Source organism: Streptomyces sp. NPDC126497 (assembly GCF_040302425.1).
Taxonomy (GTDB): Bacteria; Actinomycetota; Actinomycetes; order Streptomycetales; family Streptomycetaceae; genus Streptomyces.
This window is the reverse complement of sequence record NZ_JBEORT010000004.1, coordinates 204,473-211,266: the sequence shown is the minus strand read 5'-3', so window position 1 is coordinate 211,266 and position 6,794 is coordinate 204,473. Positions and strand designations below refer to the sequence as shown.

At 69.4% G+C, this 6,794-nt stretch carries 7 protein-coding genes; 2 read left to right on the top strand and 5 right to left on the bottom strand.

The genetic code is table 11. The annotated features are described in order from the left end of the window. Positions 1-323: 323 nt before the first annotated feature. From ABTY20_RS04535 to ABTY20_RS04520, 4 genes are all read right to left on the bottom strand, one after another. Positions 324-551: a hypothetical protein gene (locus ABTY20_RS04535; RefSeq protein ID WP_351995516.1), complete on the bottom strand. Its 228-nt coding sequence runs from the start codon at positions 549-551 to the stop codon at positions 324-326. Between the two features lie 25 nt (positions 552-576). Continuing rightward, positions 577-1,647: an alkene reductase gene (locus tag ABTY20_RS04530; RefSeq protein ID WP_351995515.1), complete on the bottom strand. Its 1,071-nt coding sequence runs from the start codon at positions 1,645-1,647 to the stop codon at positions 577-579. Between the two features lie 58 nt (positions 1,648-1,705). Then, on the bottom strand, positions 1,706-2,356 hold the full coding sequence (locus tag ABTY20_RS04525; RefSeq protein ID WP_351995514.1) for an SAM-dependent methyltransferase: 651 nt from the start codon (positions 2,354-2,356) through the stop codon (positions 1,706-1,708). 71 nt (positions 2,357-2,427) lie between these two features. Continuing rightward, on the bottom strand, positions 2,428-3,843 hold the full coding sequence (locus tag ABTY20_RS04520) for an MFS transporter (RefSeq protein ID WP_351995513.1): 1,416 nt from the start codon (positions 3,841-3,843) through the stop codon (positions 2,428-2,430). A gap of 213 nt (positions 3,844-4,056) precedes the next feature. Here ABTY20_RS04520 and ABTY20_RS04515 point away from each other — a divergent pair, with 213 nt between their 5' ends. After that, on the top strand, positions 4,057-4,626 hold the full coding sequence (locus tag ABTY20_RS04515) for a helix-turn-helix domain-containing protein (RefSeq protein WP_502991740.1): 570 nt from the start codon (positions 4,057-4,059) through the stop codon (positions 4,624-4,626). 11 nt (positions 4,627-4,637) lie between these two features. Here the strand turns inward: ABTY20_RS04515 and ABTY20_RS04510 are convergent, their stop codons facing one another. Next, positions 4,638-5,696 (bottom strand): NAD(P)/FAD-dependent oxidoreductase, encoded by a 1,059-nt coding sequence (locus tag ABTY20_RS04510; protein WP_351995511.1) that lies wholly within the window; start codon positions 5,694-5,696, stop codon positions 4,638-4,640. 80 nt (positions 5,697-5,776) lie between these two features. Between ABTY20_RS04510 and ABTY20_RS04505 the strand changes: the two genes are divergently transcribed. Next, positions 5,777-6,397: a Tn3 family transposase gene (locus ABTY20_RS04505; RefSeq protein ID WP_351995510.1), complete on the top strand. Its 621-nt coding sequence runs from the start codon at positions 5,777-5,779 to the stop codon at positions 6,395-6,397. Positions 6,398-6,794 lie beyond the last annotated feature (397 nt).

Genomic DNA, 6,794 nt, shown 5'->3' with positions numbered 1-6,794 from the left:
GCCACCAGGCCGACCAGCACGTTCGCCACGATTTCCATGAGCAGTGAGCCCTCCCCTTCTTGGACAGGTGTCCAAGATAGCTGGACACCTGTCCAGGACGGCTACCGGGTCCCGTTGCCCCCGGCGCAGCTCGTGCGCCCGGTAAGACCAGCTGGATCTCGAAGCGGACCGTCTGCGGAGAGCCACCGCGTCCGCGTGTGGCTGGAGCAGTCCCCAGTCCACCGGGGGGCATCGCCCGTCGGCGGTGGACCGCGGCATGCGCTTGGTTCCTCCGGGCCGTCCAGGGCTGCGGATCCCTGGACGGCCAGGCGAGCGCAGGGATGTCAGCCGACAGTGGTACTGGGCTTGCCGTCCCATGCCACCGGCAGGCTGGCCGGTCGGATGAAGGCCACGTCGTACTCCCGCGGGATGTCGCGTTCGTTCATCCCGAGGATGAGGCTCGGGAAGCGGTCGAACAGTGCCTGACAGGCGACGCGGAGGAACAGCCGCAGTGCGTTTTCCCGCACCGCCGGATGTTCGGCGGTGCGGGATACGTGAGCGGCTGCGCGCATCCCGGGTGGATCAGAGGTCGGCACCCTACGCCATATGCGGGTAGTCGGTGTAGCCACGGTGGTCGCCGCCGTAGAAGGTGGTGCTGTCGGGCTGGTTGAGCGGGGCTCCGGTCTGCCAGCGCCGTACCAGGTCGGGGTTGGCGATGAAGGCACGCCCGACCGCGACAAGGTCGGCCTGTCCGGTGGTGACCAGTTCCTGTGCGGCGGTGACGTCGGTGACGGGGTCCCAGCCGTTGCTGACGATGTGGGAACCGCTGAAGCGTTCCGCGAGGTCGGTGAGGAGCGGGGAGGCGGGGTCGCCGATGGTGTGCAGGTAGGCCAGGCCCATCCCGGACAGCGCGTCGACGAGGGTGCGGTACGTGGCCGCGGTGAGGTGGGGGTCGGTCTCCAGCGCTCCGTGGAGGTTGATGGCGGGGGAGATGCGGATGCCGACGCGTTCGCTGCCGATGGCGTCGCTGACGGCCTGTGCCACCTCGATGACGAAGCGGGCACGGCCCTGGGGGGAACCGCCGTAGTGGTCGGTGCGCTGGTTGGTGGAGGGGGCGAGGAATTGGTGCAGGAGGTAGCCGTTGGCGCTGTGCAGTTCGATGCCGTCCAGGCCGGCGTCGGTGGCGGCGCGGGCGGCGCGGGCGAATTCGTCGATGACCTCAGGGATCTCGCCGGTGGTCAGAGCGCGCGGGACGGGGTGGGGCCGGGGGCCGGCGGCGGTGAACATCGTGCCGGGTGCGGCGATGGCGCTGGGCGCGACGGTTTCGGCCTGGTGCTTGTTGTCGGGGTGGGAGATGCGGCCGGCGTGCATGAGCTGGGCCACGATGCGGCCGCCTGCCTGGTGCACGCCGGCGGCGACGGTCCGCCAGGCTTCGATCTGTTCGGGGGTGTGCAGGCCGGGCGAGTTCATGTAGCCCTGTCCGACCGCGCTGGGCTGTACCCCTTCGGTCACGATCAGTCCGGCGGTGGCCCGCTGGGTGTAGTAGGTCGCCATGAGGCCGGTGGGGACGCCGTCGGAGGTGGCCCGGTTGCGGGTCATGGGGGCCATGACGATGCGGTTGTTCAGCTTCCACTCGCCCACCGTGGCGGGTGCGAAGAGGTCGGTCATGAAGGTGACTCCTGAAGTGGGGTTGCGCGGTTGTGCGCTGTGCGTGGGGTGCGAAAGGTCAGGCGAGGCGACGTATGGCAACGACCGTGTCGGTGACGGTCGCGGTCTGTCCGCCGGGGCCGGTGGCCACCCGTTGTGGGGTGGCCAGACGCTGAGGTGTCCACCGCGCCGTGTCGAGGGCGAGTTCGTCGTAGATGTCTTCCGGGCTGGGGAAGTGGGTGTCGGGATCGGTGTTCCAGGCCCAGGGGCGTACTGAGCCGTGGTCGACGATCAGGAGGATTCCGCCGGGAGTGAGCGCGTGTGCGGCGCGGCGCAGGACGCCGGCACGCGGGAAGGCATAGGGGGTCTGCAGGTACTGGGCGGAGATGAGGTCGAAAGCGCCGTCGGGGAAGGTCTCCGCCAAGTCGTGCTGTTCGGTGCGCACGCTGTTCGCGAGGCCGTTTCGGGCGGCGAGCCGGCGGGTGCGCTGCAGGGCGGTGGGGGCGATGTCGACTGCGGTGACGTGCCATTGGCGGGTGGCGAGCCAGAGGGTGTCTCCGCCTTCGCCGCAGCCCAGGTCGAGGGCGTGGCCGGGCGCGAGGTGCTGGGCCGTTTCGGCGAGCAGAGGGTTCGCGGTGTCCTTCCCGATGCTGTCCTTGCCGCGGTAGAGCTGCTCCCAGAAGCCGGCGGCTTCGTTGGCGGCATGGATTTCGCGGATGCTTTCGTCCATTGCGTGTGTGCCTTTCCTTCGGGTGACTTCGGGTGACTTCGTGGCGGATCGCGGCAAGGGTTCGGGTGAGCTCAGTGGCCCGTGCAGGGGGCGGCCGCGTCGCCGCCCGTGCTCTTGGGCGTCCTCACCAGGGCGAGCAGTGCGACGGCGGCGGCGGCCAGGAGGGCGCCCGCCACGATGAACGCAAGGCGGTAGCCGTGGAGGTAGGCCTCCATCTGCACGGCCCGGGGGGCCTGGCCGGGGCTTTCGCTGCGGGAGGTGAGGTAGCCGGTGACGGCGGAGACGTAGAGGGTGTTGAGCAGGGCGGGGCCCAGGGCCCCGCCGATCTGCTGGCTGGTACTCAGGACGGCGCTGGCGACACCGGCGTCGTGCGGACCGACGCCGGACAGGGCCACGTTGGGGCCGACCAGGAAGAACAGGCCGACGCCGACACTGACGAGAATCTGGGTCGGGAGGACCTCGCTCGCATAGCCGGACGCGGTGTCGAGTCGGGTGAGCCAGAACAGTCCCACGGTGGCCAGCGTGCTTCCTGCCGCCATCAGAGCCTTGGGGCCGAGGCGGGTGACCAGCGGGGAACCGAGGGTGGTGGTGGCGATGATGCCGATGCTGAAGGGCAGGAAGGCGATTCCGGCCTGCAGGGGTGTGTAGTCCAGGTTGACCTGCAGGAAGTAGGTCATGAAGAGGTTCATGCCGAACATGCCGGCACCGATGAGGAGGTTGGCCAGGAACACGCCGGCACGGGAGCGGTCGAGGATGACACGCAGCGGGAGGAGCGGGTGGGCGCTGCGGTGCTCGACCACGACGAACGCGGTCAGAAGAAGTACGGCCGAGGCCAGGAGCAGCAGTGTGGCCGGGGCGGTCCAGCCACCGCCGTCGGCGGCCTGGGCGAAGCCGTAGACGAGGGCGACGAGTCCACCGGTCACCAGCACGGCTCCGGGGATGTCGTAGTGACGGTCACCCGCGGCGCGGCTTTCACGGATGCAGGGGCGGGCGGCGAGGGCCGCGACCAGGGCGATGGGGACGTTGATGTACATGCACCAGCGCCAGCCCGCGTACTCCGTCAGCACTCCGCCCAGCAGCAGCCCTACGGCACCGCCCCCGCCCTGGAACGCACCGAAGACACCGAAGGCCTTTGCGCGTTCCTCGGGGTCGGTGAAGGCGACGGTGGTCAGGGAGAGGGCGGCCGGGGCGAGGAGAGCGGCGAAGGCTCCTTGCAGGGCGCGGGCTGCGAACAGGATGCCCGGGGTGGAAGCGAGGCCGCCGAGCATGGAGGCGGCGGCGAAGCCGAGCAGGCCGATCAGGAGGATCCTCTTGCGGCCGGCGAAGTCGGCGATGCGGCCACCGAGCAGGAGCAGGCCGCCGAAGGTGAGTGCGTAGGAGGTGATCATCCACTGGCGGCCGGCGTCACTCATGCCGAGATCGCTCTGGGCCTGGGGCATGGCGATGTTCACGATGGACACGTCCAGGACGACCATCAGGGTTGCCATGGACGCCACGATGAGCGTCATCCACCGATGGGGATCCGGCGTGGTGGAGCCGGGCGCCTTTCGGGCGCGGGCGGGGCTGGCCATGGAAATCCCTCCTGAGCCGGAACCGAAGACGGGAGCGACAAGGCGACGTGCGCCGTTGCATGGCCCGGAGCTTGGAACAGGTCATGCCGAAAGCACAAACCTTCATGCTCTTTTGGCAAGATGGGTGTCATGGCGAACATCGATCGGGTCCTGACGGCGATCGGACCGCGACTGCGGGCGCTGCGCCTGCAGCGCGGTATCACGCTGGCCGCCCTCTCCCGGACCACAGGGATCTCCGAAAGCACGCTCTCCCGGCTGGAGAGCGGCGGCCGCAAAGCGAACCTGGAGCTCCTGCTGCCCCTGGCCCACGTCTACCGGGTCCCCCTGGACGAGCTGGTCGGGGCGCCCGAGACGGGCGATCCGCGCGTGCATCTGCGGCCCGTCACCCGCGACGGCATGACCTATGTGCCACTGAGCCGCCGCCCCGGCGGGCTGCACGCCCACAAACTCGTCATCAGCCCCAGCGGCGGCGAGCCCGAGCTCCAGGTCCACGAGGGCTACGAGTGGATCTACGTGCTGGACGGCCGGCTGCGCCTGTTCCTCGGCGAACGCTCCCTGCTCCTCACACCAGGTGAAGTGGCGGAATTCGACACCCATGTTCCGCACTGGCTGGGCGCCGACGACGATCAGCCGGTGGAGCTGTTGGTCATCTTCGGCAAGCAGGGCGAGCGGGCCCACCTCAGGGCCCGCCCCGCCTGACCGCATCGCGGTCACTTCGTGCCGGGGAGCAGGCAGTCGAGACCGTGCCGCCGCTCGCCCAGCACGTGTTCGGTGACCTGCGCCTCGATCGCGGCGCTGAAGTCCTCACGCGGGGCAGCGCGCCGGCGTACAAGGGCCTCGTCGGTATCGGCGTCGACGAGGTCGGCGTTGATGGCGGCCGCGGCCGTCGCGCCGCCGGCCTGCGCCTGGACGAGCCCGGCCATCACATCGGTGACATTGCCGGCCACCCAGACGCCGGGGACGTCCGTCGCGCCGCCGGGATCGGATGGCACATAGGTGCCGACGCCCATGGGGTGCGGCGCCGGGCCCACGCCGAGGCCGGCCAGGACTTCGCCCTGCGCGAGGAACCGCGGGGCCACCGCCAGAGACCGCACGGGGACCACCAGCTGCGAGGAGAGCCGGACGCCCCGGAGCGTGTCGTCCACGACCTCCAGGCCGATCACCTCTCCCTCCACAACCTCGATGCCGCGGGCCGCCAAGCGCTCCCACTGCTCCTCCTCGGGCTCCGGCGCCGTGTGCAGGAAGAGCGTCACCCGGCTGGACCACTGGCGAAACAACAGCGCCTGATGCACCGAGGCCGCACTTGTGCCGAGCACACCGATCGGCGTGTCCCGCACTTCCCACCCATGGCAGTAGGGACAGTGCAGCACGTCTCTTCCCCACCGCTCGCGCAGCCCCGGCACTTGCGGCAACTCGTCCACCAGGCCCGTGGTCACCAGCAGCCGCCGGGCCCGGAAGCTTGCACCGCTCTGCGTGCCGACGACGAAGAGCCCTTCCACGCGCATGGCGTGCGTGGCACGGTCGGAGAGCACCTGCCCGCCGTACCGGCTCACCTCGGCCCGCCCAGCACGCAGCAGGTCCAGCGGCGCCACCCCGTCACGCGAAAGCAGGCCGTGAGCCGCAGCGGCGGGGGCGTTGCGGGGCTCCCCAGCATCCAACACCAGCACCGAACGTCGGGCCCGCGACAGGGTCAGCGCCCCTGACAGACCGGCCGCACCGCCGCCGATCACGACTACATCGAAAACGCCGGAATCCAGTTTGTCGTTCATGCGGCACACGGTGCGGCGCTCCGACAAGGGAAGCAAACCCTCTTGCCGGTCCGGCAAGGCAGGAATCATCCTTCGCGTTTATGTGCATCCGGCCGGCGCGCAAGCCGCATGACGGGAAGGTGTTCACGGCCCAGCTCCAGTGCGAGATGCGCGAGGCATTCGGCGCCCTGGACACCAAGCTGCCGAAGCTGCCCTGGGTGACGATCAGCGGCAAGCACCGAGGCGGGGCAGTCAAGTTCACCGAGCCCGAGCCGCAGAAGGAACCCAAGAACCTGCGCCGCCTCAAGAAGGCGATCCGCAAGAAGTGGGGCACCGTCGCCCTGATCGACATCCTGAAGGAGGCCCTCCAGCGCGGGATCCAGGAGGGCCTCAACGTCGTCGGGGGCTGGAACGGAGCCAACGACATCATCTTCTTCGGCAAGAGCGGCGAGCTCAGCAGCAACCGCCGTGACCAGCAAGAACTCTCGGTTCTCGCACTACATCTCCTGCAAACGGCGCTCGTCTTCGTGCACACCCTGATGATCCAGGACACGCTCGCCGACCACGAATGGGCCGACGTCCTCACCGACGAGGACAAACGCGCCCCGACCCCGCTCTTCTGGATGCACGTCCAACCCTACGGGGAGGTGCGGCTGAACATGGGCAGTCGACTCCACCTCACGGCCCCCGCCCCCACCGACCCCGAACCGGCCACGGCCTGAACAGCAGCACACACCACTCGGCCCCCTCGCTACGTCCCGGCAAGGGGCCGACCTCCGATCTGAAAGCTACTCGCAGGTTACTTGTCACCTGGTTCGCCACTCGTTGACGGCACGCCAGGTGCGGGGACGACACGGCCCGTGATGGAGCTGGCCGGACAGCCTCGGCCATCTGGAGGTGGTAGATGCGGCTCCAGCAGCGACCACTCGCGATTCGTCAGACCCCCCCGCCCCATGACCCAACCAACGAACGACCGGTCGGAAAGTCGCATGACCCGCTGGGCAGTGCCTAGCGGCGGACCTTCTGCGCGACCCGGTCGTTGAGGACCGTACCGTCGGGCATCGTCATGGCGAACTCCTTGTCCCGTATCTCCCGTGTCGCTTCAACGACGGGGTGGAC